At 73.0% G+C, this 23,377-nt stretch carries 20 protein-coding genes and 1 riboswitch; of the genes, 11 read left to right on the forward strand and 9 right to left on the reverse strand.

Going from position 1 to position 23,377, the window contains the following annotated elements:
- The first annotated feature begins 5 nt into the window (after positions 1-5).
- The 3 genes from PT931_RS25995 (at position 6) to PT931_RS26005 (ending at position 3,725) form a co-directional block, all read left to right on the forward strand.
- The gene (locus tag PT931_RS25995) at positions 6-2,447 is read left to right on the forward strand and encodes a Dyp-type peroxidase (RefSeq protein ID WP_456248323.1); all 2,442 of its coding nucleotides are present in this window, start codon (positions 6-8) and stop codon (positions 2,445-2,447) included.
- Complete coding sequence (locus PT931_RS26000; RefSeq protein ID WP_456248324.1) at positions 2,440-2,859, forward strand: cupredoxin domain-containing protein; 420 nt, start codon at positions 2,440-2,442, stop codon at positions 2,857-2,859. Before PT931_RS25995 ends, PT931_RS26000 begins: the two co-directional genes overlap by 8 nt.
- Before the next feature lie 176 nt (positions 2,860-3,035).
- Positions 3,036-3,725: an MIP/aquaporin family protein gene (locus PT931_RS26005; RefSeq protein ID WP_456248325.1), complete on the forward strand. Its 690-nt coding sequence runs from the start codon at positions 3,036-3,038 to the stop codon at positions 3,723-3,725.
- A gap of 102 nt (positions 3,726-3,827) precedes the next feature.
- Here PT931_RS26005 and PT931_RS26010 read toward each other — a convergent pair whose 3' ends face one another.
- The 3 genes from PT931_RS26010 to PT931_RS26020 are packed head-to-tail and all read right to left on the reverse strand — an operon-like array spanning position 3,828 to position 6,138.
- The gene (locus tag PT931_RS26010; protein WP_456248326.1) at positions 3,828-4,856 is read right to left on the reverse strand and encodes an ABC transporter permease subunit; all 1,029 of its coding nucleotides are present in this window, start codon (positions 4,854-4,856) and stop codon (positions 3,828-3,830) included.
- Positions 4,853-5,749, reverse strand: a complete 897-nt coding sequence (locus PT931_RS26015; RefSeq protein ID WP_456248327.1) for an ABC transporter ATP-binding protein — start codon at positions 5,747-5,749, stop codon at positions 4,853-4,855. Before PT931_RS26015 ends, PT931_RS26010 begins: the two co-directional genes overlap by 4 nt.
- Positions 5,750-5,751: 2 nt before the next feature.
- The gene (locus PT931_RS26020) at positions 5,752-6,138 is read right to left on the reverse strand and encodes a GntR family transcriptional regulator (RefSeq protein ID WP_456248328.1); all 387 of its coding nucleotides are present in this window, start codon (positions 6,136-6,138) and stop codon (positions 5,752-5,754) included.
- Positions 6,139-6,297: 159 nt separating this feature from the next.
- Between PT931_RS26020 and PT931_RS26025 the strand changes: the two genes are divergently transcribed.
- Both PT931_RS26025 and PT931_RS26030 read left to right on the forward strand, forming a co-directional pair.
- A complete protein-coding gene (locus PT931_RS26025) occupies positions 6,298-6,735 on the forward strand; it encodes a hypothetical protein (protein WP_456248329.1) in 438 nt (145 codons plus the stop codon).
- Positions 6,736-6,741: 6 nt separating this feature from the next.
- Entirely contained in the window at positions 6,742-7,914 is a 1,173-nt protein-coding gene (locus PT931_RS26030; RefSeq protein WP_456248330.1) for an Ig-like domain-containing protein, read from the forward strand.
- 36 nt (positions 7,915-7,950) lie between these two features.
- Here the strand turns inward: PT931_RS26030 and PT931_RS26035 are convergent, their stop codons facing one another.
- From PT931_RS26035 to PT931_RS26060, 6 genes are all read right to left on the reverse strand, one after another.
- Entirely contained in the window at positions 7,951-8,547 is a 597-nt protein-coding gene (locus PT931_RS26035) for a precorrin-8X methylmutase (RefSeq protein WP_456248331.1), read from the reverse strand.
- Between the two features lie 76 nt (positions 8,548-8,623).
- On the reverse strand, positions 8,624-9,082 hold the full coding sequence (locus tag PT931_RS26040) for a cobalamin biosynthesis protein (protein ID WP_456248332.1): 459 nt from the start codon (positions 9,080-9,082) through the stop codon (positions 8,624-8,626).
- Positions 9,073-10,404, reverse strand: coding sequence for a cobyrinate a,c-diamide synthase (locus PT931_RS26045; RefSeq protein WP_456248333.1), 1,332 nt, complete (start codon positions 10,402-10,404; stop codon positions 9,073-9,075). The genes PT931_RS26040 and PT931_RS26045 overlap by 10 nt, the downstream gene beginning before the upstream one ends.
- The gene (cobO, locus tag PT931_RS26050; RefSeq protein ID WP_363726025.1) at positions 10,398-10,997 is read right to left on the reverse strand and encodes a cob(I)yrinic acid a,c-diamide adenosyltransferase; all 600 of its coding nucleotides are present in this window, start codon (positions 10,995-10,997) and stop codon (positions 10,398-10,400) included. Before cobO ends, PT931_RS26045 begins: the two co-directional genes overlap by 7 nt.
- 127 nt (positions 10,998-11,124) lie before the next feature.
- The gene (locus PT931_RS26055) at positions 11,125-13,173 is read right to left on the reverse strand and encodes a magnesium chelatase subunit D family protein (protein ID WP_456248334.1); all 2,049 of its coding nucleotides are present in this window, start codon (positions 13,171-13,173) and stop codon (positions 11,125-11,127) included.
- A gap of 13 nt (positions 13,174-13,186) precedes the next feature.
- Positions 13,187-13,256: riboswitch (cobalamin riboswitch) on the reverse strand.
- A 283-nt stretch (positions 13,257-13,539) separates the two neighbouring features.
- Positions 13,540-14,277 (reverse strand): lysozyme, encoded by a 738-nt coding sequence (locus tag PT931_RS26060; RefSeq protein ID WP_456248335.1) that lies wholly within the window; start codon positions 14,275-14,277, stop codon positions 13,540-13,542.
- A 345-nt stretch (positions 14,278-14,622) separates the two neighbouring features.
- Between PT931_RS26060 and PT931_RS26065 the strand changes: the two genes are divergently transcribed.
- From PT931_RS26065 to PT931_RS26090, 6 genes are all read left to right on the forward strand, one after another.
- Positions 14,623-14,844 carry a hypothetical protein gene (locus PT931_RS26065; RefSeq protein WP_363726033.1) on the forward strand — a complete coding sequence of 74 codons (222 nt, stop codon included), beginning with the start codon at positions 14,623-14,625 and terminating at the stop codon, positions 14,842-14,844.
- A 212-nt stretch (positions 14,845-15,056) separates the two neighbouring features.
- Positions 15,057-15,920, forward strand: coding sequence for a sporangiospore maturation cell wall hydrolase GsmA (gene gsmA / locus PT931_RS26070; protein ID WP_456248336.1), 864 nt, complete (start codon positions 15,057-15,059; stop codon positions 15,918-15,920).
- A gap of 51 nt (positions 15,921-15,971) precedes the next feature.
- Positions 15,972-19,349, forward strand: coding sequence for an AfsR/SARP family transcriptional regulator (locus tag PT931_RS26075; RefSeq protein ID WP_456248337.1), 3,378 nt, complete (start codon positions 15,972-15,974; stop codon positions 19,347-19,349).
- A gap of 209 nt (positions 19,350-19,558) precedes the next feature.
- Positions 19,559-21,649 carry an Agd3-related carbohydrate-binding protein gene (locus PT931_RS26080; RefSeq protein ID WP_456248338.1) on the forward strand — a complete coding sequence of 697 codons (2,091 nt, stop codon included), beginning with the start codon at positions 19,559-19,561 and terminating at the stop codon, positions 21,647-21,649.
- Between the two features lie 25 nt (positions 21,650-21,674).
- Positions 21,675-23,192: a GT4 family glycosyltransferase PelF gene (gene pelF, locus PT931_RS26085; RefSeq protein ID WP_456248339.1), complete on the forward strand. Its 1,518-nt coding sequence runs from the start codon at positions 21,675-21,677 to the stop codon at positions 23,190-23,192.
- Positions 23,189-23,377: hypothetical protein (locus PT931_RS26090; protein WP_456248340.1), on the forward strand; the 189-nt coding region annotated here is incomplete at its 3' end. The genes pelF and PT931_RS26090, both read left to right, overlap by 4 nt.

The raw sequence follows: 23,377 nt of genomic DNA on the forward strand, positions 1-23,377 counted from the left end.
GCACCATGCGCCGGCTCGCGCTCCTGCTCGCCGTGCTCGCCGCGCTCGTGGTGCTGCCCGCGAGCCCCGCCAGCGCGCACACCGTCGGCGGGGTCGGCGCGACGAACTTCCACACCACGCTGTCCGCGTTGTCCCCGGCCGCGCCGGGCGTGCGGCTCGCCGTGATCGAGAACGGCAGCCGGCTGGAGCTGCGCAACACCTCCTCGTCGGAGGTCACGGTCCGGGGCTACGCGGACGAGCCGTACCTGCGGGTCGGCCCCGAGGGGGTGTACGAGAACCGGCAGTCCCCCGCCGCGTACCTCAACCAGAGCCGGTACGCGCAGGTGTCGGTACCCGTCGGGGTGTCCCCGAAGAATCCGCCGGACTGGCGGAAGGTCTCCGACGAGCCGGTGTACCGCTGGCACGACCACCGGATCCACTGGATGCTCAACACCATGCCCCCGGCCGTGGCCGACGCCCCGACGAGGGAGCACCGGGTCACGGCGTGGAGCATCACCCTCGTGCAGGACGGCCGGCCGCTGACCGCCACCGGCACCCTCGACTGGCGGCCCGGCCCGCAGCCGTGGGCCTGGTTCGCGGTGATCGGGCTCGCGGTGCTCGCCGTGGGGGCGCTGGGCCTGCTCCGCCGGCCGTACGCGGCCCTGACCGCCGCCACCGTGGCCATGATCGTGGCGGACGTGGTGCACGCGGCCGGGATCGCGCTGGTCACGCCCGGGTCGACCCTGGAGCGGGTCGGGGCGTTCATCGGCGGGGACCTGTTGCAGATCACCTGCTGGTTCGTGCTCGTCCTGGCCCTGTTGGCGCTGCGCAAGGGGTATGTGGTCGGGGCGTGGCTGGCGGCGGGCGGCGCGGCGATGATCGCGTTGACCAGCGGCATGTCCGACGCGCCGGTGTTCTGGCGGTCCTCGGCGCCGTTCGCGTGGTCGGCGGCGCTGAACCGGGGCACGCTCGCCGTGACCATCGCCCTGGGCTTCGGCCTGCTGCTGGCCCTCCCGTTCGTGGTGCACCGGCAGAAGAAGACCTCGACGGGTACCGGGGACGCGGCCGACGACGCGGGAAACGTTCCGGGCGCGGCCCCGGTGTCCCCGGCCGACCCGGCCCCGGGGCACGCCGACGTCAGCGACAGCCCGGCCGCCCCCGCCGGACACGCGTCACTCAGCCCCGACGCGGATCCGGCGTCCGGGGCGGTCGAGCCCGGGGCCGGCACGCCCGACGGGGAGTCGCCCGGGGTGGGCGGCGCTGACGCACCGCCCACCCCGGGCCCCACGCTCCCCCGCCGCCGCTTCGTCGAGTACGCCGGGGCCGCCGGACTGGGCGGCGTCGCGGGTGCCGCCCTCGGCTACGCCTCCGCCCCGGACGCGCCGACCGAGAAGGCCGCCCCGGCACCTCGTACCGGCGAGGAGAGGGTCGACTTCCACGGCCCGCACCAGGCCGGGATCCTCAGCCCGGCACGGCGTCAGGCCCAGGGCTGGATCGGGGCGTTCGACCTGGTCGACGGCGCGGGAAAGCCCGCCGCGCAGCAGCTCCTCCGCCGCTGGACCGACACGGCCCGCGCCCTGACCGCCGGCCGGCGCGCGGCGGTCGACAACCTGATCGGCGCCGGACTGGGCCCCGCCGCCCTCACCATCACGGTCGGCTTCGGCCCGACGTTCTTCGACAAGCTCGGCCTGCCCCGGCCGGAGGCGCTCGCCCCGCTGCCCGCGTTCCCCGGCGAGCGGCTGGACCCGGCGCGCGGCGACGGCGACCTGGGTGTGGTGATCGCCGCCGAGGACCCGCTGGTCGTGCAGGAGGCGGTCCGCGCCCTCACCCGGCTGGCGGCCGGCCTGGCGACCCCCCGGTGGGGCATGTCCGGGTTCGGGGCCGCGCGGGGCTCCGGGGCCGACGACGGCGCGACCCAGCGGAACATGATGGGCTTCCTGGACGGCACCGGCAACCCGGTACCCGCCGAGCAGGTCTTCGTCACCGAGGGCCCCGCCTGGCTGAAGGGCGGCTCCTACCTGGTGTTCCGTCGGATCCGGATGCTGCTCGACGCCTGGGACGCCACCCCGGTGGACCGCCAGTCGCAGGTGATCGGCCGGCGCAAGGACAGCGGCGCGCCCGCCACCGGCGGCACGGAACGGACCCCGGCGGACTTCGGCGCGCAGGAGCCGGGCGGCGGCCTGGTGATCCGGCCCGACGCGCACGTGCGGCTGGCGACGCCGGCGTTCAACAACGGGGCGGCGATGGTCCGGCGCGGGTTCAACTACGCCGACGCGCCCGACGACAGTGGACTGTTGTTCCTGGCCTGGCAGGCCGACCCGCGCCGGGGGTTCATCCCGGTGCAGCGCCGGCTCGCCGACGCCGACGCGCTGAACGCCTTCATCCGGCACGAGACCAGCGCGGTGTTCGCGATGCCGGCCGGGGTCGACGCCACCGGCTACCTGGGACAGGGGCTCCTCGATGCGTAAACTCCTCGGCCTGCTGCTGGTCCTGCCCCTGCTGGGCGGGTGCGCCGTCTGGGGCCCGGAGGGCGGCCCGAACGGGGCGGGCATCCCCCGGCCGAGCGCGGCGGCCACGACGGCGACGGCCACGGACGCGATCCTCGGCGCGGACGGCGTGCAGCGGGTGACGATCACGGTGACCGACCGGCTGCGGTTCGAGCCGGCCGAGGTGCGGGCCAGGGTCGGCGTCATCGAGTTCACGATCCGGAACACGGGCGGCTCGCCGCACACGTTCGGGGTGGGCGCGGACAAGCTGGACAACGTCAACGGCGGGGAGACCCGGACGCTACGGGTCACTGTGGACCGCCCGGGCAGCTACCCGTACCCGTGCGCCTACCACGGCAGTGTGGGCATGCGGGGCACGCTCGACGTGCGCTGACGACCGTTCGGCGCGGCGGGGCGCCGTCCGCCGACCGTTGGGCGCACCGCCGCGCCGCCCACCGATCGATGTCGGCCGATCGGCGCATCGGGCTGTTCGGACAGCTCCGGTGGCTCGTTCCACAGTGGCACTCTGTTGACCCAGAGTAGTTGCACCGCCACTCTCGGAGGTGGGACATGAGCACCACCCTGCAACGTCTCCTCAGCGAGGCGCTCGGCACCTTCACCCTCGTCTTCTTCGGCGCGACCGCCGCGGTCTCGGCCGCGTCCGGCGCGTACGGGACGGCCGTCGCCTACACCCTGGCCCTGACCCTGGCCATCTGGCTGGTGGGCGGCGTGTCCGGCGCGCACCTCAACCCGGCGATCACCCTCGTGATGGCCGCCCGCAACCGGTTCGCGTGGCGCGACGTCCCCGGTTACGTCGTCGCCCAGCTCGTCGGCGCGGTCGCCGGCAGCCTGCTGATCTGGGCCGCCGTCGGCACCAAGGGCGCGGGCCTCGGGGCCACCTCGCTCAGCGCCGGCACCAACGTGTGGGAGGGCCTGCTCGCGGAGGCTCTCGCCGGTTTCCTGCTCGGCGCGGCGTACTACGCCTTCCACGTCCAGGGCCGCCTCTCCGGCGGACTGGGCGCCCTGGGCGTCGGCCTCGCGTACGGCACCGGCATCCTCGCCCTGGGCAGCTTCACCGGGGCGTCGGCCAACATCGCCCGCAGCATCGCCCCGCAGATCACGCTCGCCCTGTCGGGGGGCAAGAGTGACTGGTCGGACCTCTGGGTCTACCTCGTCGGCCCGGTGGTCGGCATCCTGGTCGGCGTCCTCGTCGTCGACACGCTCCTGAAGTCCACGGCGGAGGCGAAGCCCTCCGAGTAGCCCGACGATCGGGGCCGTCCGCACGCGGGCGGCCCCGTCCCCGGGCCGCCGTCCGGGGAGCCGGGCCGCGAAGGCCCCGCTCCCCGTTGGTCGCGCGACCGGTCAGGCCGGGCGGCGGCGGATCCACCAGTAGGAGAATCCGGCGAGGCCGAGGGCCAGCACCAGGAAGATCCCGGTCTCGGCCCACTGGAACGCCCAGTACCGGTTGGCGGGCTGGTAGGTCACGCGCTGCTTGTACCCGAGCTGGCCGATGTTCGTGAAGCAGGCCTCGGGCATCCGGATCCCCTCGTTCTGCGACCCTTCCGGCTGGCATTTGTCGGCGACGGACGCGGGCATGCTCTCGACCACCTTGCCGGCCGCGTCGAGGGTCTCGTTGGTCAGGAGCCAGTCACCCGGCTTGGTCAGACTCACCGTCACCATCATGCGGCCGCCGTTCCCGATGCCGATCTGTTTGACGTTGTCGGCCGTGATCGGGGTGGTGACACTGGACGCCTCGGCGAAGTGCGGCCGGACCGCGAGGGGCATCACGATCTGCACGACGGCGAACAGCGCCAGGGTGACCGCGACGGCCGGCAGCGTCTTGCGGATCAGGACCCCGACGGTGACGCCGAGCGCGAAGGCGAAGGCCGCGAAACCGACAGGCGTGATCCCGCGGATGTCGAACAGCTCGGGCGCGAACCGGGGGAACTGGGCGGCGAGCGCCTTGTCCAGCGGACTCGCCCACCAGCCCACCGCGAGGCTGGTCAGGCCGGCGGCGGCCATCGCGGCCAGCCCGACGAGGGACAGTTTGGCGAAGAGCCAGCGGGTCCGGGGGACGCTCTGGTTCCACGCCAGCCGGTGGGTGCCGGCCTCGAACTCGCGGGCGACCAGCGGAGCGCCCCAGAACATCCCGATGATCGCCGGCAGCACCAGGACCACGAGGCCGAACGCCGTGAACAGGGACGTGCGGTCCTCGAAGAACTGGTGGGAGAACGACTCGCAGGTGCCGCGCGCGGCGCAGGCCTTCATCCCGTCCGCGTAGTCACCGGCCATGGCCGGGCCGGTCACCGCCAGGGCGACGCCGAGGACGGCGAGGGCGGCGAACACCACGCCCGCCTGCACACGGAACTGGCGCCAGGTCAGCCAGATCATTTCTGTACCTCCAGTGCGGGCGTGCGGTCGTCGCCCGCGGTGGCGGGCCGGCTCATGTGGGCGAGGACGAGGTCCTCCAGGTTGACCTGGCTGACGGTCCACTCGGGATCGTGGACCGGGGTGTCGGTCCGCACGAGCAGGGTGCTCTGCCGGTCGGTGTGGCTGGCGGAGACGACGTGCACGCCGGCGGGCAGGGTGCCGGGATCGCGCCGGGGTCCGCTGAGCACGTGGTGGGTGGCCAGCAGTTCGTCGACCTCGCCCGCCAACTGGACCCGGGAGCCGACGAGCACGACGAGGTAGTCGCAGACCCGTTCCAGGTCGGAGACCAGGTGCGAGGACATCACCACGCTGAACTCGTGCTCGGCGGCGGCCTCCATCAGGCTCTGGAGGAACTCGCGGCGGGCGAGCGGGTCCAGGGCCGCGACCGGCTCGTCCAGGACCAGCAGCTCCGGCCGCTTGGCGATGCCCAGGGTCAGGGCGAGCTGGGCGCGCTGGCCGCCGGACAGCTTCCCGGCGCGCTGGGCGGGGTCCAGGCCGAGACTGCGGATCCGGTCGGCGGCCAGGGCCGCGTCCCAGCCGGGGTTGAGCCGGGCGCCGAGCCGGAGGTGCTCGGCGACGGTCAGGCTCGCGTAGGTGGGGGTGTCCTGCGCGACGAAACCGACCTTCGCGAGCTGCGCCGTCGTGTCGGCGGGCCGGCTGCCGAGGACCCGGATGTCGCCCGCTGTCGGCGCCATCTGGCCGACGGTCAGGTTCAGGAACGTGGTCTTCCCGGCTCCGTTGGGGCCGACGAGCCCGACGACGTGCCCGGCCGGAATGTCCAGGGTGCAGTCCTGCAGTGCCCAGCGGCGGCCGTACCGCATGCCCAGTCGCCGGGCCTCTATCACGGATGTCATGCCTAGTCCTTCGTTACGGGGGTACGGAAGGTGGTCAGGAACAGGGCCTCGATGCTCTCCTCGTCGAGGCCCGCCTGGCGTGCGTGATCGAGCCAGCGCCGCAGCTCCTCGCGGAGCGGGCCGTGCGCGGCGAGCGTGTCGTCGGCCAGCGTCGCCGTCACGAACGTGCCGACGCCGGGCCGCGCGGCCACCAGACCCTCGTGCTCGAGTTCCCGGTACGCCTTGAGCACGGTGTTGGGGTTGATCGCCAGCCGCGCCACGACCTCCTTGACCGTCGGGAGCTGGTCACCCTTGCGCAGCACGCCCAGCAGCAGCGCCTGGCGCACCTGCTGGACCAGTTGCTGGTAGGGCGAGACCCCCGACCGGCCGTCCAGGTGGAACTCGATCACCTGGCCTCCATTCATCTAGTTAGCTAGCACAATAGACTGCTAGTGGGAGGAGGTGTCAACCGCCGGCCGCGCGCGGACCATGACGGGCCCTCCCGGAGAAATCCGCACAATATATCGAGACTCTTGAAAGGATGGCTACCGGCGAGTAGCTTCTCGGGCATGGTCCGACGCCTCCTCTCCGCCGCCGCAGCGCTCGGTGTCCTCGGCGAGGCCGCGGTCTTCTGCGGCCTGTTGTTCGTGCTCCAAAGCTCCACCCGGGAGTACTCGATCAGCATGGGCGGCCGCCCCACCGGCGAGACCGTGGTCGTCCTCGGGATCCTGCTCTGCGTGCTCGGCGCGTTCCTGGTGTCCGTCGCCGGGTTCCTGCTGGTCAGCGCGTTCCGTCGCCAGCTCCCCCGCACGGGGCGCGTGTTGCTGCTCACCTCGATGCCCCTGCAGTGGCTGCTGATGGTCGTCGGCGGCCTGATCTTCAGCTGGTGGTGGTTCGGTGGGCTGTTCGTCGTTTTCGTCCTCAGCATCGGCGCACTGGTCACCCAGCCCCCGCGCACCCCAAGATCAGCTCACCCGGTCGCGGTCGCCGGGGAGCGGGTAGCCTAGGACAACATGGCGCGCAGACGACTGATGGTGGGCGTGGCCGTGATGGCCACGATGGCAGTGGTCCTGACCGGTTGCGGTTCGGGCAAGTCCGACAAGGATCCGCAGGGCAAGGGTTCGGCCGGGCCGACCAAGGGCTCCGCCGCGCAGGTGACGCCGGCCGACAAGGACGTCAACGTCCCGGTCTCCGCCGAGATCGCGGTGGTCGCGGGCGGCAAGGCGGCCGACGTGCAGCTCACCGGCCCGAAGGGCGAGGTCAAGGGCGCGGCGCGCGCCGACGGCAGCTCCTGGGTGCCGGCCGAGCCGCTCGGCTACGACACGCAGTACACGGTGAAGGTCGGGGGGTCCTCCAGCACGTTCACGACGATGTCCAGCCCGAAGAACCGGGTCAACGTGCACGTGTACGTCAGCGACAACACGGTCTACGGGCAGGCGATGCCCATCGTCATGGAGTTCAAGGACTACCAGGTCCCCAAGGAGCAGCGCGCGGCCGTGGAGAAGCGGCTGTTCGTCACGAGCACCCCGGCGCAGGTCGGCGCGTGGCACTGGTTCAGCGGCAGCCACCTGGAGTACCGGCCGAAGGAGTACTGGCAGCCCGACACCAAGGTGAGCGTGCGCTACGGGCTCGGCGGCCTCCCCCTGGGCGGCGACAAGTACGGCCAGTACGACGTGACCAGCGACTTCACCATCGACCACGACAAGCGCGAGCTCGTGATCGACAACAACACCAAGACCATGGTCGCCACCCTCAACGGGGCCGAGGTCAAGAGCATGCCGGTGAGCCTGGGCAAGCCGAGCAAGCCGTCGTTCCACGGCACGATGGTCGTGATGGAGAAGCTGCCGAAGACGGTCTTCGACTCCGGCACGTACGGCGTCCCGGCCAACTCCCCCGACGGGTACCGGACCGACATCGAGTGGGCCCAGCGGATGACCTGGGACGGCCAGTTCATCCACTCCGCGCCGTGGTCCGTGGCCGACCAGGGGCGCAACAACGTCTCGCACGGCTGCGTGAACGTGGCCGCCGACGGCGCGAAGTGGACGTACGACTTCACGAAGGTCGGCGACCCCATCGTCGTCAAGAACACCGAGCAGGCGCTGTCGCCCGGCAACGGGTGGACGGCGTGGGACCTGAGCTGGGGGGACTTCCTGAAGGGTTCGGCGCTGCCGCCGCCGGCCGGCTGACCCCCCTCACCCCGCCCGGGTCCGGCGGTGGCCGGGTCAGCAGATGTCGCCGTACAGCAGCGCGTTGACGGCCGCCGCCGCGACCACCGCCCCACCCTTCGCGCTCACGTTGGACATCGCCGGCAGCCCGCTGCGCCGCAGCGCGGCCTTGGCCTCGGCGGCGCCGACATACCCGACGGGCAGGCCGATCACGAGGGCCGGGCGGAGCACGCCGCCCTCGGCGAGGCGGAGCAGCTCCCACAGCGCCGTGGGCGAGCTGCCCGCCACCCACACCGCGCCGTCGGCCACCCGGGAGGCGGCGAGCTGGAAGCCCGCGGCGGGCAGGGTGATGCCCGTCCGGACGGAGATGTCGTAGGCGGCCTCGCTGTCCATCAGGCACAGCGACGGGTAGGCGGCGATGCCGGCGGACACGGTCTGGGCGTCGACCACGAGGGGCGCGCCACCGTCGAGGGCGGCCGCTCCGGCGGCCAGGGCCTGCTCGTCGAGGATCAGGTCGGCGCACCAGCTCTCGTCGGCGCTGGTGTGCACCATCCGCTCGACGACGTCACGGCTGCGGGGTGGGAGCCCGTGGGTGTCGCAGGCGGCCCGCAGGATCCGGTAGGACTCAACTTCGATCGGGTGCGGAGTTCTCACGGTGTCCACTGTAGTCACACGATACCGTGAATTGATAGGAACTGTGATCCTATCGTCACTTGGCGTATCTAGGGAACTAGGACAAAGTCCCTACAGCTAGGGTAATTCGCGCCGTAGAGGTCTTGGGTACGAGCAGGGTCGCCCCGGACAACAACACGGCGGCCTCGGCGACGCTCGGAGTACCCACGGAACCGTCGACCACGGCCGAGGGATGCGGCACGGACACCGCCGCCAGCTCCTCGGCCGGGTAGCCCACCAGTGGCCAACCGGCCGCGCGGGCGAACGAGACGACCGCCGGCTCGGTGACCTTCGTGGCCACCGTCACCAGCCGATCCACACAGTCCTCACCCAGCCCGGCCGTCGCCAGAACCGCGGCCACCGCCGCCGCCAGCTCCTCGACGGTCACCCCGGCCCGGGTCCCGACCCCGAGCACCAGCCGCGTACCGGGCCCCACCAGGGCGTCGCCGGCCGGCACCGCCCGCGCGCCCTCGACACCGGGCACCGGCAGGCCCCCCGTGCCCGGCTCTATCCGCACGCCGCCACCATCCTGGCCGCGATCTCCGGCCGCGCCGCCCAGTGCACGTGCAGGTACGAGGCGTGCACCCCGCCCGCCACGAACCCCTCGGGCCCGTGCGCGCTCACCCAGGCCGGCGCCGCGCCCGCCCTCGGCGCCACGACCGTGCGGTGGAACTCGTGCCCCGACTGCCGGGTACCGGCCGGCGCGAACCAGCTGTCCGACGCGGCGACGGCGTCGCGGTACCCCAGAGTCAGGTTCGGGGTCATCTCCGCCTCCGCGTCGAGCACCCCGCACATCGGCGCGCCGTCGAGGGAACGCGACAACCAGAGCAGCCCGGCGCACTCGGCGGCCACCGGGGCACCCGTCGCGGCGAGGGCGGCCACCTCCGCGCGCAGGGTCGCGTTGGCGGACAGTTCGGCCGCGTACACCTCGGGGAAGCCGCCGCCGACGACCAGGCCGCGGGTGCCGGCGGGCAGGGCGGCGTCCCGCAGCGGGTCGAAGGTGACCACGTCGGCCCCGGCGGCGGTGAGCAGCTCGGTGGTCTCCGTGTAGCCGAACGAGAACGCCGGCCCGCCCGCGACCGCGATCACGGGCCGGACCGCCCGCTCCAGCACGGGCGCGGCCCACGGGGTCGTGACGAGGTCCGGGGCGGTCCGCGCGACCTCCAGGACGGGTTCGACCAGGTCGGCCATCAGCGCGGCCAGGGCGGCCACGGACTCCCGGGCCGCGGCCGAGCGCTCCACGGCCGGCACCAGCCCGAGGTGCCGGGACGGCGCGGAGATCACCGCGTGCCGGCGCAGGACCCCGAGCACGGGCGTACCGACCTCCTCGCACGCGTCCCGCAGCAGCTGTTCGTGCCGGTCGGAGCCGACCCGGTTCAGGATCACGCCGCCGATCCGGGGCGCGCCCGGGAACGACCGGAACCCGTGCAGCACGGCCGCCACCGACCGGCCCTGCGAGGACGTGTCCACGACCATCACCACGGGCGCGTCGAGGAGGTGCGCGACGTGCGCGGTGGAGCTGAAGTCGCCCCGGCCGACGGCCCCGTCGTAGAGGCCCATCACGCCCTCGATGACGGCGATGTCGGCCCCGGCCACCCCGTGCGCGAACAGGGGCGCGATCTTCTCCTCGCCGACGAGTACCGGGTCCAGGTTGCGTCCCGGCCGGCCGCACGCGAGCGAGTGGTACCCGGGATCGATGTAGTCCGGGCCGGCCTTGAAGCCGGCGGCCCGGTGCCCGGCGGCCGTCAGCGCGGCGAGCAGCCCGGTGGCCACGGTCGTCTTGCCGTGCCCGGACGCGGGGGCGGCGATCACGACCCGGGGCACGGCGAGACTCACCACTCGATGCCCTTCTGCCCCTTGCGGCCCGCGTCCATCGGGTGCTTGACCTTGCCCATGTCGGTGACGAGGTCGGCGGCGGCCGTCAGCTCGTCCTTGGCGTACCGGCCGGTGATCACGACGTGCGCGCCGTCCCGGGCGCCCAGGACCTCGACGACCTCCTCGACCGGCACCCAGCCCCAGTGCATCACGTAGGTGAACTCGTCGAGCACGTAGAAGTCGTAGGTACCCGCCGAGAGGTCGCGTTTGATCTGCGCCCAGCCCTCGACGGCCTCCACGGCGTGGTCGCGCTCGGTCCCCGGCCGGGCCAGCCACGACCAGCCCTCGCCCATCTTGAACCAGTCGACCGTGCCGCCCTTGCCCGTCTCGCCGAGCGCGCGCATCGCCGCCTCCTCGCCGACCTTCCACTTCGGGCTCTTCACGAACTGGAACACCCCGATCCGCAGGCCGGCGCTCCAGGCGCGCAGCGCCATGCCGAACGCGGCCGTGGACTTGCCCTTGCCGAGGCCGGTGTGCACGGCGAGGACCGGCTGGGCGCGGCGCTGGCGGGTGGTGAGACCGTCGTCGGGGACCGTCTCGGGCTTGCCCTGCGGCATGTTCACTCCTCAATTCAAGATCGACACCGTTGGATGGTTACGGGGGCGCCTGTTCCGGTGCCCGGCGGTTCGTCCGGCGCCGGACGGCACGCGTGGCCCGGGGCTACCGCCCCGGGCGTCGTCCCCGTCAGGCGGCGCGGCCGGCGACGGTGCGCAGGCTCTGCACCGACACGTCGGCCAGGGGCACGTGCTCGCCGCGCAGCTGGGTCGCGAGCTGCCCGGCGAGGCCGAGCCGGACGTGCCCGGACTCGCAGTCCACGACGACGCTGGCCACCCCTGCGGCGGCCAACCGGCCGGCGGTCGCGCCCGGGGTCGGCCCCGAGGTGGTCCGGCCGTCGGTGACCACGACGAGCAGCGGCCGGCGGGACGGGTCCTTCAGCCGCTCGATCCGCAGGGTGTCCTCGGCCCGGCGCAGGCCCGCGTCGAGCGGGGTCCGGCCGCCGGTGCCCAGGTCGCGCAGCCGCGCGGCGGCGACCTCCACGCTCGACGTCGGCGGCAGGACCAGCTGCGCCTCGCTCCCCCGGAACGTGATCATGCCGACCTTGTCCCGGCGCTGGTAGGCGTCCATGAGCAGGGACAACACGGCATCGGTGACCGCGCCGAGCCGGCGGCGCGCGGCCATCGAACCGGACGCGTCGACCACGAACAGCACCAGGTTGGCCTCGCGGCCCTTCTTCACCGGCGCGCGCAGGTCCTGGCGCTCCAGGGTCGCCGAACCGCGCCGGGCGGCCGCCCGGACCGTGGCGACCAGGTGCACCCCGGTCAGCGTCGGGTCGGGCAGCCGGGCGCCGACGACCCGGCCGCTGCGGGTGTACGCGGGGGAACGCCGGCCCGCCGCGCCCTGCCCGGTGCCGGGGACGGTGAGCAGCCGGGCGCGGAACGGCTGGCCCTTGCCGTGTTTGTCCTGGCCGGCCCTGCCGTTGCCGTCGTCGGACTGGCCCCGGGGCTGCGGGGGCTTGCGGTCGGGGTCCGGCGGGTTCGGGCGGTCGGCGTCCGGCGGGGTCGCGGACCGGTCCTGGTCGGGCTCGGGGGCGCCGCCGGAGCCGCCGTCCGGGCCGCCGTCGTCGGGGCCGCCGTCGGAGTCCGGGCCGTTGCCGTCCGGGTCGTCCTCGGGCTCCTCCGGGGCCGGCGGGTCCTGCAACGCGTCCTGCAGGGTGTCCTCGTCCAGGCCGGGCGCGTCGAACGGGTCGCGCCGCCGCCGGTGCGGCAGGGCCAGCCGGGCGGCCACCTCCACGTCGGCGGCGGTCACCTCGGCCCGGCCCTCCCAGGCGGCGAGGGCGATGGCGGTCCGGGCGACGACGAGGTCCGCGCGCAGCCCGTCGACGTCGAAGGCGGCGCAGACCTGGGCGATCCGGAGCAGTTCCGCGTCGGGCAGGTCGACCTTCGCGAGGTGCGCGCGGGCGGTGGCGATCCGGTCGGCGAGGACCGTGTCGGCCCCGGCCCAGGACTGGGCGAACGCCTCGGGCGCGGCCTCGTACGCGAGCCGGCGGCGGACCACCTCGACCCGTTCGGTGGCGACCCGGGGCGCGCGCACCTCCACGGTCAGCCCGAACCGGTCGAGGAGCTGGGGCCGCAGCTCGCCCTCCTCCGGGTTCATGGTGCCGACCAGCAGGAACCGGGCCGCGTGCTTGAGGGAGACCCCGTCGCGCTCCACGTGCGCCTCGCCCATCGCGGCGGCGTCGAGCAGGGCGTCCACGAGGTGGTCGGGCAGCAGGTTGACCTCGTCGACGTACAGCGCGCCGCGGTGGGCGGCGGCCAGCAGGCCGGGGGTGTAGGACACCGTGCCCCCGCCGAGGGCCTTCTCCAGGTCGATGGAGCCGAGGAGGCGGTCCTCGGTCGCGCCGACGGGCAGCTCGACCAGCCGGGCGTCCTTGCGGACGGTCACCCCGTCGTGCGGCCCGTCGGGGCAGCCCGGGTACTCGGCACCGGGCGCGCAGGAGAACCGGCAACCGTCGAGCACGTCGAGGGTGGGCAGCAGCCGGGCCAGCGCCCGGACCATGGTCGACTTGGCCGTGCCCTTCTCGCCCCGGACCAGCACCCCGCCGATCGCCGGCGACACGGCGTTGAGGAGCAGGGCGAGCCGCAGGTCGGGCATGCCGACGACGGCCGAGAACGGGAACGGCACCACGGGTGAGTCCTCTCCGCGGGTGTCCACGCCCGCGAATAGCTGCGACATTGCGGGCAGCGGAAGTTCCTGACTCCCGGGCGAAGATCCCCGGTCACAGTGGCGGGACCGCCCCGGACTCCCACCGGGTTCCTCCACTGCTGCCCCGCCCCATGCTGGCCTATCGGCGTGCCCCCGTCAAAGAGGCCAAGCTCACGAGGGGTACCGGACCACGCGCCGGCCCCGCCACGGCGGCACGCCCGCGGTCCACGACCCGGGGCGCCGCTACCTGGACGCGACCGCCGGTCCACCCGGCCCCGAACCACCCGGCGGCCCCTCCTGCCACCAGCCGGAACCTGTCACGGACGCCCGGGCGAGGTCACCCCGTCGCGGGCCCGCCGGGGCCACCCGGAACCCGCCGGGCGGCCCCGGTACCCGTCAGGTGTTGTTCGCGAGGGCGAGCAGGCGGCTGCGGTCACCGTTGAAGTTGTTCCGGTCGACGTTGCCGGCGATCCCGGACACGGAACCCGTCGAGGAGTACTGCCAGATCGTGTACACCGGCCAGCCCGCCGGCAGCGTCCCGGGCGCGCTCGCGTACCGGGCCAGCCACAGCGGACTGCGGTTCGCGAACCCGGAGTAGTTGCCGGTGCACGTCTGCCACCAGTTCGTCGTGGAGTAGATGACGGCCCACCGACCGGTCCGGGCCTGGTACCGGGCGAGGAAGTCGTTGATCCACGCCACCATCGCCGAGGCGCTCTTCCCGTAGCAGGTCGCGCCGTACGGGTTGTACTCGATGTCCAGCGCCGCGGGCAGGGTCAGGTTGTCCCGCGACCACGCGCCGCCATTGTCGACCAGGAAGTCCGCCTGGGCGGCGCCGGTGGACCGGTCGGGCAGCGCGAAGTGGTACGCGCCCCGGATGACCCCGGCGTGGTACGCGGCCGGGTAGTAGGTGTTGAACTTCGTGTCCTTGTACCCGATCCCCTCGGTCGCCTTGATGTACGCGAACTGGATGCCGGCGTTGCGCACGGAGGTCCAGTTGATCGTGCCCTGGTAGTGCGAGACGTCGATGCCGGGGGTCTGGACGGCGGCCCCGGCCGGCGCGGCCAGTCCGACGGCGGCCAGGACGCTCGCGGTGACGGCGACGGCGAACCGGCCGAAAATGCGCGGGATGTGCATGGTGCCTCCAGTTTCGGGAGGTGTGATGCGACATGACCGCCCCAGGATGACCTGTGTGGACAAGACAGATCAACGTGCGTGGCGTAAACAATGTCCCGGTCCCGGATGACCGGGGCGGGGCGGCCGTCGGCCCGGCCGGTACCCCCGTCGTCGGTTTTCGCATGAACTCATGCCGGTGAATACGAACGGCGCCCGAATCCGGGGGATCCCCTGTCCTGCGGTTATCCGCCCATCCTTACTACGTGCTTACACAGCATTTACCCTGTGCAATATTGTTCATCACCATCTGCGAAGACGGACAACTTGTCCTTCCGGCCCCGCGATCTTCGCCGGCATACTGGCGACATGCAGCCCGCCGAACGGTTAGAGCAGGTCGTCGCCGCGGCGAGGGACCAGTTGGCGGCCGGTGCCGATCTCGACCAGGTGATCTCGTACCTGCGTGCGGCCGGGCTCGGCGAGCCCGACTCCGTCACGGCGGTGCGGGTGCTCACCGGTTCCGATCTCGGCACCGCGCGCCTGGTGGTCCATCACAGCCCCGTCTGGGCGGACCAGTTACGCAGGGCCTAGGCCCGCACGCCCCACCCGCCCGGCCACGGTCGCCCCGCGTCGAGCCGGGCCCGGCCGCCTGGCCGCCTTCCCCCACTTCGAGCCCCGTTGAGCCCCGGGGGCCGTGAGCTGCCCGGACATCCACGATCGCCCCTCCGGGTTGCCCGATTCCTCTCTCAGCCCGGATGTCCATCCGGTACCTTTGGAGAGTTATCTGGTACTTGGAGGCGATTATGCGATCCCTGGTGGTCCTGACCGGCGCGGCGATCGGCACGTTCCTCGTTCTCCCCGTCCTGCCCGCGTCCGCGGCGCCCCTGGCCGGCCTCTCCGGTGCCGCCGTGTCCCGGGCGCTGGCCCAGGCGCCCACCAGCGCCGTCGTCCGGACCCCCGGCATCCCGTTGAAGATCCGCTCGGCGGCGTCGGCGACCAGTACCCGGGTCGGCACGGTCGAGAACGGTACGCCGCTCGCCGTCGACTGCCAGGTCACCGGCCAGATGGTCGAGGGCACGGTGCGCACCACGAACCGGTGGGACCGCCTGACCTCCGGCGGCTTCGTCTCCGACGCCTACGTCGCCCGGCCCGCCGAACCGCCCGTGTGCGGGGCCGCGCCCGCCGCCCCGGCCGCGCCCCGGGAGGCGGGGGCCTTCATCGCCTCCGGCGTCGGGCACGCGCGCCGCGCCCAGACCACCTACGGGGTGCCGGCGTCCGTCAGCCTCGGCCAGGCGATCCTCGAGTCCGGCTGGGGCGCGAGCGAGCTGGCCAGGGTCGAGCACAACCTGTTCGGGATCAAGTGCTTCGGCTGGGCGGGGCCGATCGCGACCGGGTGCGCGAAGTACAGGACGTCGGAGTGCGCGGGGACCCGGTGCTACCCGACCTCGGCCACGTTCCGCTCGTACCGCAGCGAGTCCGACTCCTACGACGACCACGGCCGCTTCCTCCGGGTCAACGAGCGCTACGCCGGCTCGTTCGGCGCGACCGGGAACCCGGACGAGTTCGCGCGCCGGATCGCGAAGGCCGGCTACGCCACGGATCCCCGGTACGCGGACAAGGTCATCACGTTGATGAAGCGGTACAACCTCTACCAGTACGACCTGTAACCGACAGCGCGGGCCTCCCGAACACGGTCCGTACTGGACTAACCTCCTGACATGGAGTTGCGCGTACTAGGCACGGTCGAGGCCGTCGCAGACGGGCAGTCCATCGACATAGGTCAGCGCATGGAGCGCCGGCTACTGGGCCTGTTGGCCGTATACCTCGGCTGCACTGTGGACACCGACCGGCTGATCGGCCTGCTCTGGGACACCGAGCCCCCGGCCCGGCCGCGCAGCGCCGTCCAGGTGCACGTGTCCCGGATCCGCAAACGGCTGGCCGCCGCCGGGGCCGACCGGTTCGGCTTCACCCTCGCCCGCTCCGGCGACGGCTACCTGCTCACCGGCGACCCCGACCGGGTGGACCTGCACCGCTTCCGGCTGCTCGTCGAGCGGGCCGCGGCGGCCACCGACCTGGCCGCGAAGGTCGCCCTGCACCGGGCCGCGCACGCCCTCGACCGGGGCGGGCTGTTCGGGGAGATCCTCAACGACCGGATCTGGGAGCGGATCTGGCCGCCGATCGACGCGGCCTTCCAGGACGCCACGGACCTGCGGATCGCCGCCGAGCTGGAGTACGGCCGGCACCACGAGGTGCTGACGGAGCTGGCCGAGCTGGCCGTCCGGTACCCGTTGCGCGAACGCCTCGCCGAGCTGCGGATCCTCGCCCTGTACCGGGCCGGCCGCCGCGCCGAGGCCCTCGACGCGCACCAGCGGATCACCCGCCGGCTCGCCGCCGAGCTGGGCCTGACCCCCGGCCCGGACCTGAACCGGCTGCACCTGGCCGTCCTCCGCGACGACCCCGTCCTCCTGCTGGAGCAGCCGGAGACCCCGCCCACCCCCGCGCCGGCCGCAGACGCGCGGGACGTGCCCCGGCTGCTGCCGGCCAGCATCGCCGACTTCACGGGCCGGGTCGACCAGCTCGCGGCCCTCGACACGCTGCTGTGCGGCGAACCGGCGCGCGGGGTCACCGGCCCGGAGGTGCCGCCCGGCGACCAGCCGGAGAGCCCCGGCCCGCTCCCCGCGCCGGGGGCCGACCGCGTCCGGGGCCCGGCCGGCGCCCACATCCCGGGCCAGCGCGATCCGGTGGAGGACCGCCCGGTACCCGTCGGCGTGATCGCCGGCATCGGCGGCGTCGGCAAGACCGCCCTGGGCCTGCGCTGGGCGCACCAGGTCCGCGACCGCTTCCCCGACGGCCAGCTCTACGTCAACCTGCACGGCTACTCCACCTCCGCCCCGCTCCGCCCGATCGAGGCGCTGGCCCGGTTCCTCCGGGCGCTCGGCGTGCCGCCCGGCCAGATCCCGGTCGACCTGGACGAGGCCGTCGACCTGTACCGCAGCCGGATCGCCGGCCGCCGGCTCCTGGTGTTCCTCGACAACGCCAACAGCGCCGACCAGGTGCGCCCCCTGCTGCCGGTCGGCGCGGCCGGCCTGGCCCTGATCACCAGCCGGGACCGGCTCGCCGGCCTGTCCGCCCGCGACGGGGCGCGCCGGCTGCACCTCGACGTGCTGTCCGGCCCCGACTCGGTGGCGCTGCTGGCCTGGATCGTCGGCCCCGGCCGGGTGACCGCCGAGTCCGCCGCGGCCGCCGAGCTGGCCGGCCTGTGCGACCACCTCCCCCTGGCCCTGCGGATCAGCGCCGCGTACCTGGCGGACCGGCCCACGCTGCCGCTGGCGGACCACGCGGCGGAACTGCGGGCCGGCAACCGGCTGGCCGCGCTGGAGGTCGACGGGGACGAGCAGTCCTCGGTGCGGGCCGCGTTCGACCTGTCCCACCAGGCGCTGGCGCCCCGGGCCGCCCGGCTGTTCCGGCTGCTCGGCCTCGCCCCGGGACCGGACCTGACCGCGGCGGCGGCCGCCCAGCTCGCGGGTACGGACCTCGCCGAGGCGGCCGAGCTGCTCGAACGGCTCGCGGCGGCGCACCTGGTCGAGGGGCACGCCCCGGGCCGGTGGACCATGCACGACCTGGTCCGCGCGTACGCCCGGGAGCGGGCCGAGGCCGACGAGGAGCCGGCGGACCGCGCGGCGGCGGAACACCGGCTCCACCTCTGGTACGGCGACGCCGCGCACACCGCCGCGCACGTCCTGCACCCCCAGATGCTCCGGCTGCCCCGCCCGGCCGGGACGGTGCCCGGGGCCGCCGCGTTCGACACCCACGCGCAGGCGCTGGCCTGGCTCGACGCGGAGCGGGCCAACCTGGTCGCCGCGATCGCGGAGCCGCCCGCAGGCCTGCCCTCGGTGGCCTGGCTGCTCGCCGACAGCCTGCGCGGGTACTTCTGGCAGCGCAAACTCACCGTCGACTGGTTCGCGGCGGCCGAGGCGAGCCTGGCCTCGGCGACGGCGGCCGACGAGCCGCTGGTCCGGACGGCCGCGCACCTGAGCCTGAGCCTGGCCAACGCGGTGGGTTCCCGGCACGACCGGGCCCTCGACCACGGCCGGGCGGCCCTGGAGTTGAGCCGCGCGCACGGCTTCACCGACTACGAGGTGGTGCTGCTCGCCAACTGCGGCCGGATCCTCAGCGAACGCGGCCAGATGGAGGAGGGGGCACGGCACCTGGAGGCGGCCCTGGGCTTCGAGCTGGCCCCGCAGGTCCGGGCGTCCATTCTGGCCAATCTGGGCATCGTGCTGCTGGAGACGGGCCGGCTGCACCGGGCCGCCGCCGAGCTGAGTACGGCGCTGTCGCTGCTGCCCGCCGACGAGCTGGACAACGTGCGGGCATCACTCCTGACGACCCTGGCCCGCTCGTACCACCAACTGGGGCGGCCCGCCCTGGCCGTGGACACGTTCACCCGGGGCCTGGCGCTGGCCCGGGGAATAGCCAGTGTGGACACCGTGGTCTCGGGCCTGAGCGGCCGGGCGGAGGCGCACGCCGAGCTGGGCGAGCTGGAACCGGCCCTCGCCGACCTGCGGGAGGGGGTCGCGCTGGTCCGGGAGCACCGGATCGTGCGGCTGGAGGCCGATGTGGAGACGAACCTGGCGGACGTGCGCTGGCGGCTGGGGCAGTTCGACGAGGCCGTGGCGGGGCACACCCGGGCCGTGGACGTGGCCCTGGGCAACGCCCAGCCCGGTCAGCGGATCGTGGCGCTGATCCGGCGGGCCGCCGCGTCCGGGGCCCTGGGACACACCGGGGCGGCCCTGGAGGACGCCACGGCGGCCCTGGCACTGGCCCGGGAGGGGCGGTACGCGGTGCTGGAGGGGCAGGCGCTCACCGAACGGGCCCGGGTCCACCTGGCGCGCGGCGAGTCGGACCTCGCGGTCGTCGACGGCCGGGAGGCGATCCGGATCCACCGCACGACGGGGCACCTGCTGGGCGAGGCGCGGACCCTGGAACTGCTCGCCGAGGCCACCGGCGACGAGGACCAGCGGCGGACGGCCCGCGACATCCTCACCGAGATCGGCGTGCCGGTGCCCGAGGGGGACTCCCCTCTTCAGGTACCCTGAATCAGACATTTGGTTGCTTCTTCAGACCAACAGGGCCACGTCCTCCACTGTGAACCCCGCATTACCCCAAACCCTCTTTCTTAGTCACCATGTCGGCAACTTGTCGGAGCCGTCATGCGCGCTGCCCGGGGACGGTTTACTTCACACGAGCCCCTCCCCCACACCCGCAGTGCTCTAATGATCACTGCCCGTCCCATCAAGGATGTGGCATGAAATATCGCATGCCGGGCAGAAGTCTGCCCGGACGCATCATTCTGGCTGTCGCCCTCGTCGGTTCCGTGGCAGTGGTGTCCGGCACGGTCACCACCGCCCAGGCCGCGCCGGGGCACACCGACGACCACAGGCACAGCGTGATCCGGGCGGACGCGGCCCGGCCGCAGGTCAAGACCCCGGAGAAGCTCCCGGTCCGCAACGGTCCCCTGTCGACCGCCGCGCCGCGCGCCGCCGCCGCGCTGGCCCCCACCGACAAGGTGGCCCTGCGCGCCCTCGTCATCGCCGTGGACGCGGGCGACTTCGGCGCCGCCACCTGGAAGTCCAGCCTGGACCAGATCGGCGCCCCCTACGACCTGCTGTACGCCCGCAACGCGCCCCTCGGCGCGCTGACCAGGCCCGACGGCACCGGTAAGTACAACGCGGTGCTGCTGACCAACAACGCGCTGCTGTACAACGACAACGGCAACTACGTCAGCGCCCTCGACCCCGCCGAGTGGACGGCACTGTGGGAGTACGAGAAGGCGTACAAGGTGCGGCAGGTGTCCCTGTACACCTCCTACGGCACCTACCCGGAGAGCTACTGCCTGACCCCGGTCAGCGAGGGCGGCATCGGCGACACCCCGCAGAACGCGGTGCTCACGACCGCCGGCGCGCCGATCTTCGACTACCTGAAGGCAGCGGCGAACATCCCGATCTCGCTGTCCTACGTGTACCGGACAAGTGTCACCCCGAACTGCGCGGCCACCCCGATCCTCACCCTCGGCGGCAGCGTCATCGGCGTGACCAGCACGACCGCGGACGGCCGCGAGCGCCTCGCGCTGACGTTCACGTCGAACCAGTACCTGATCCAGGCGAACCTGCTGACGTACGGCCTGCTGCGCTGGGCCTCGAAGGGCGTGTTCCTCGGCGAGCAGCGGCACTGGCTCAACGTCGACGTCGACGACTGGTTCAACAACGGCGACGTCCTCCAGCCGGACGGCACGGTGAACTCCGACCCCGGCTACCGGATGAACGGCACGGACGTCACCAGCACGAAGACGCAGCAGGCCTCGCTGCGCAGCACGTACCCGCTGGCGGCCGGCTTCGAGCTCAACGTCCCCTTCAACGGCGAGGGCATCCAGCCGGGCGTCAACGTCGCCTGCCTGATCATCCTCGAGGACGCGTTGACCGGGCAGTCGCGGTGCAACAAGGACGACTTCCGCTGGGTCAACCACACGCTGACCCACCCGAAGATGAACGCGACCGACTACAACACCAGCCTCGCCGAGATCCAGAGCAACCTGACGGCCGCCGCGCAGATCGGGCTGGCCGTGCCGACCACGGTGCTCAAGACCCCGGAGTACTCGGGCCTGGGCGTCTACCACCCGGACCCGAACAACGACATCGACCCGCCCACGGACTACGGGCTCGGCGCGTCCAACGTGAACCTGCTGGCCGCCGCGAAGGCCGCCGGGGTCAAGTACCTGCACGGCAACATGTCCTTCGCCAGCCAGAAGCCGGCCTGCTTCAACTGCGGGATCTACCACCCGCTGGAGCCGAGCCTGCTCATCGTGCCCGACTGGCCGACGAACATCGCCTACCACGTCACGAACCCGGCGCAGGAGACCCAGTTCTACAACTCCTACTACGGGCCGCAGGGCAAGTTCCCCTACTGGCCGGTGAACCAGACCTACGACCAGATCATCGGCCACGAGTCGGACGTCGCGCTGCAACACGTGATGACCGGGTCGGCGTACTCGCACACGGTGCACCAGAACAACCTGCGCCAGTACGCGGCGAACAAGAACCTGACGTTCGACTGGCTGCGGGCCGTGGCCGGCAAGTACAGCACCTACTACAACGTGCCGCTGCGCAACCCCGACTGGGTCGCGCTCGCCGGCTACGTGGCCGACCGCACCGCGCACTTCGGTTCCCTGTCCGCCGGCAACGACGCCGTGTGGGACCGGGCCACGAACCAGGTCACCTTCACGGGTGCCGGTCCGGTGTTCGCCACCGGGGTCCGGGCCGCCGGGTTCGACGCGTACGGCACCGACTCGATCTCCAAGGTGCCCACCGCGACCGTCCTGACCGCGTACCCGAAGCCGTAGAAGGGAGGTGGGGGCGATGCTCCCCATGACCACGCGCCCCCACACCCCGCTGAAGAGCTGGCGGGCCATCGGGCGGGCCTCCGTGGCCGACCCGGTGGTCCCCCGGCAGCGCGACCGGCGCACCACCCGGGTCGCCATGATCTCCGAGGGCACCTACCCGCACCACTTCGGCGGGGTCAGCGTCTGGATGGACCAGCTGATCCGGGGCATGCCGGAGCACCGGTTCCAGGTGGTGGCCCTCACCGTCACCGGGGTCGAGAAGAGCGTCTGGGACATCCCCGACAACCTCGACCAGGTCATCAACATCCCGCTGTGGACCCGGCGCGAGCGCCAGCCCGACCGCGAGCCGCAGTGGTTCACCGACGCGCACGCCACGTTCCTGCGCGCCCTGATCCGGCCCGCCGAGGTGCGGGAACGCTGGAGCCAGCAGGGCCGCGAGTCGTTCCTGCAGGCGCTGCGGGCCCTGTTCGACTACGCGCAGATCGCCGACCTGACCGCCGCGCTGACCAGCAACGCCGCGATCAGCCGCCTGATGGACGCCTGGCACGAGTCCGGCATGGACATCGGCGAGCCGCTCTGCCTGGCCGACGCGCTGACCGCCGCCGACCTCATCGAGCACATGCTCCGGCCCCTGTCGGCGCCGCCCGTCGAGGTCGACATCTGCCACCTGGCCATGAACGGGCTCGCCGGCCTCGTCGCGCTGGCCGCCAAGTGGCGCAACGGATCCAAGATCATTCTTTCCGAGCACGGGGTGTACCTGCGGGAACGCTACCTGTCCATGGTGAACGAGGACGTGCCGCACGCCGTGAAGGTGCTGCTGCTGAACTTCTTCCGCACCCTGGCCGTGGCGACGTACCACAGCGCGGACCTGCTCGCCCCGCACTCCAACTACAACCGGCGCTGGGCGCTGTACAACGGGGCCACCCCGGCGCGGATGCGCACCATGTACAACGGCGTCGACCCGGCCGACTTCCCCGCCGCGACCGGCGAGCCGGACGTGCCCACGATCGTGTTCATGGGCCGGATCGACCCGCTCAAGGACCTGCACACCCTGATCCGGGCGTTCTCCCTGGTCAAGGAGGAGGTGCCCGACGCGCGACTCAAGATGTTCGGGCCGATCCCCGAGGTGAATCAGGAGTACGCGGCGAGCTGCCGCAAACTCGTCGACGACCTCGGGCTCACCGACTCCGCCACCTTCGAGGGCCGGATCGCCAGCCAGGTCGACGCGTACCACGCCGGGCACATCAACGTGCTCACCTCGATCTCCGAGGGGTTCCCGTACACCATCGTGGAGGCCATGGCCACCGGCCGGCCGCCGGTCTGCACCAACGTCGGCGGGGTCGCCGAGGCCGTGGGCGACGCCGGGATCGTCTGCGCCGCCCGTGACCACGTCGCCATCGCCGCAGGCTGCGTCAAGCTGCTCACCGACCACGACCTGCGCCGCCGGCTCGGGGTGGCCGCCCGGGAACGGATCCTGAACAACTTCACCCTGGCCCAGTCCATCGAGGCGTACCGGTCGGTCTACGAAGAGGTCCTGGCGTGACCGACACGCTCCAGCTCCGCCAGGTCGACCCCGTGGACGCGCTCGCCACCAAGGTGTCGGACCGCTGCGGCCTGGCCATCGACCCGCTGCAGATCGCCGCGATGCTCGAGAGCGACGGCATGACCGACCGGATGGCTCTCCAGGACTACGGCTACAAGGACGTGCACGAAGAACCGCGACGCCAC

The organism is Longispora urticae (genome assembly GCF_053902585.1).

Coding starts and splice junctions, on each gene's coding strand:
- PT931_RS25995 (WP_456248323.1), top strand. CDS start 6: ATGCGCCGGCTCGCGCTCCTGCTCGCCGTGCTCGCCGCGCTCGTGGTG.
- PT931_RS26000 (WP_456248324.1), top strand. CDS start 2,440: ATGCGTAAACTCCTCGGCCTGCTGCTGGTCCTGCCCCTGCTGGGCGGG.
- PT931_RS26005 (WP_456248325.1), top strand. CDS start 3,036: ATGAGCACCACCCTGCAACGTCTCCTCAGCGAGGCGCTCGGCACCTTC.
- PT931_RS26010 (WP_456248326.1), bottom strand. CDS start 4,856: ATGATCTGGCTGACCTGGCGCCAGTTCCGTGTGCAGGCGGGCGTGGTG.
- PT931_RS26015 (WP_456248327.1), bottom strand. CDS start 5,749: ATGACATCCGTGATAGAGGCCCGGCGACTGGGCATGCGGTACGGCCGC.
- PT931_RS26025 (WP_456248329.1), top strand. CDS start 6,298: ATGGTCCGACGCCTCCTCTCCGCCGCCGCAGCGCTCGGTGTCCTCGGC.
- PT931_RS26030 (WP_456248330.1), top strand. CDS start 6,742: ATGGCGCGCAGACGACTGATGGTGGGCGTGGCCGTGATGGCCACGATG.
- cobO (WP_363726025.1), bottom strand. CDS start 10,997: ATGCCGCAGGGCAAGCCCGAGACGGTCCCCGACGACGGTCTCACCACC.
- PT931_RS26055 (WP_456248334.1), bottom strand. CDS start 13,173: ATGTCGCAGCTATTCGCGGGCGTGGACACCCGCGGAGAGGACTCACCC.
- PT931_RS26060 (WP_456248335.1), bottom strand. CDS start 14,277: ATGCACATCCCGCGCATTTTCGGCCGGTTCGCCGTCGCCGTCACCGCG.
- PT931_RS26065 (WP_363726033.1), top strand. CDS start 14,623: ATGCAGCCCGCCGAACGGTTAGAGCAGGTCGTCGCCGCGGCGAGGGAC.
- gsmA (WP_456248336.1), top strand. CDS start 15,057: ATGCGATCCCTGGTGGTCCTGACCGGCGCGGCGATCGGCACGTTCCTC.
- PT931_RS26075 (WP_456248337.1), top strand. CDS start 15,972: ATGGAGTTGCGCGTACTAGGCACGGTCGAGGCCGTCGCAGACGGGCAG.
- PT931_RS26080 (WP_456248338.1), top strand. CDS start 19,559: ATGAAATATCGCATGCCGGGCAGAAGTCTGCCCGGACGCATCATTCTG.
- pelF (WP_456248339.1), top strand. CDS start 21,675: ATGACCACGCGCCCCCACACCCCGCTGAAGAGCTGGCGGGCCATCGGG.